The sequence below is a fragment of the Pseudomonas oligotrophica genome, from assembly GCF_021726475.1.
Lineage (GTDB): Bacteria > Pseudomonadota > Gammaproteobacteria > Pseudomonadales > Pseudomonadaceae > Stutzerimonas > Stutzerimonas oligotrophica.
In genome coordinates this window covers 1-638 of the sequence record NZ_JAKJRU010000016.1, presented here as the reverse complement: position 1 = coordinate 638, position 638 = coordinate 1, and the positions used below count along the sequence as shown (strand labels likewise).

Here is a 638-nt window from a genome sequence, read left to right as displayed (position 1 = left end):
GGTCTGTTCCTTCTCGCCCTTGTCGAGACCGTAGGCCAGAGCGGCCGCGGTGGGCTCGTTGACGATGCGCAGAACGTTGAGGCCCGCGATCTGGCCGGCCTCCTTGGTGGCCTGACGCTGCGAGTCGTTGAAGTACGCCGGCACGGTGATGACCGCGTCGGTGACGTCCTCACCCAGGTAGGCCTCGGCGTCGCGCTTCAGCTTCATCAGCGTGCGGGCGCTGATCTCCTGCGGGGTGTACTTCTTGCCGTCGATCTCGACGGTCCAATCGGTGTCGCCCATGTGGCGCTTCACCGAGCGGATGGTGCGGTCGACGTTGGTGACGGCCTGGTTCTTGGCCGGCTGTCCGACGAGGACTTCGCCGTTGCGCGCGAACGCGACGATCGACGGAGTGGTCCGCGACCCCTCAGCGTTGGCGATGACTGCGGGCTCGCCGCCTTAGAGAACCGACACCACGGAGTTGGTGGTTCCGAGGTCGATTCCGACAGCACGTGACATGTGTGGTCCTCCTAGTTCCGGCTTGCTGGTGGGGCCGGGTAGTTCTTTGGGCCGGGAGGGCCTTGTTGGTCTGTGAAACCTCAGCGCCTTCGACTCAGGTTTAATCGAGGATGTTCACCCCGTCAACCTTGTTGAGCCGC

The 638-nt window shown here is 64.3% G+C and carries 1 pseudogene; it reads right to left on the bottom strand.

Going from position 1 to position 638, the window contains the following annotated elements:
- Positions 1-498 (bottom strand): annotated as a pseudogene (locus tag L3N39_RS18855) (Hsp70 family protein); the annotation flags it as partial.
- Between the last annotated feature and the right edge of the window lie 140 nt (positions 499-638).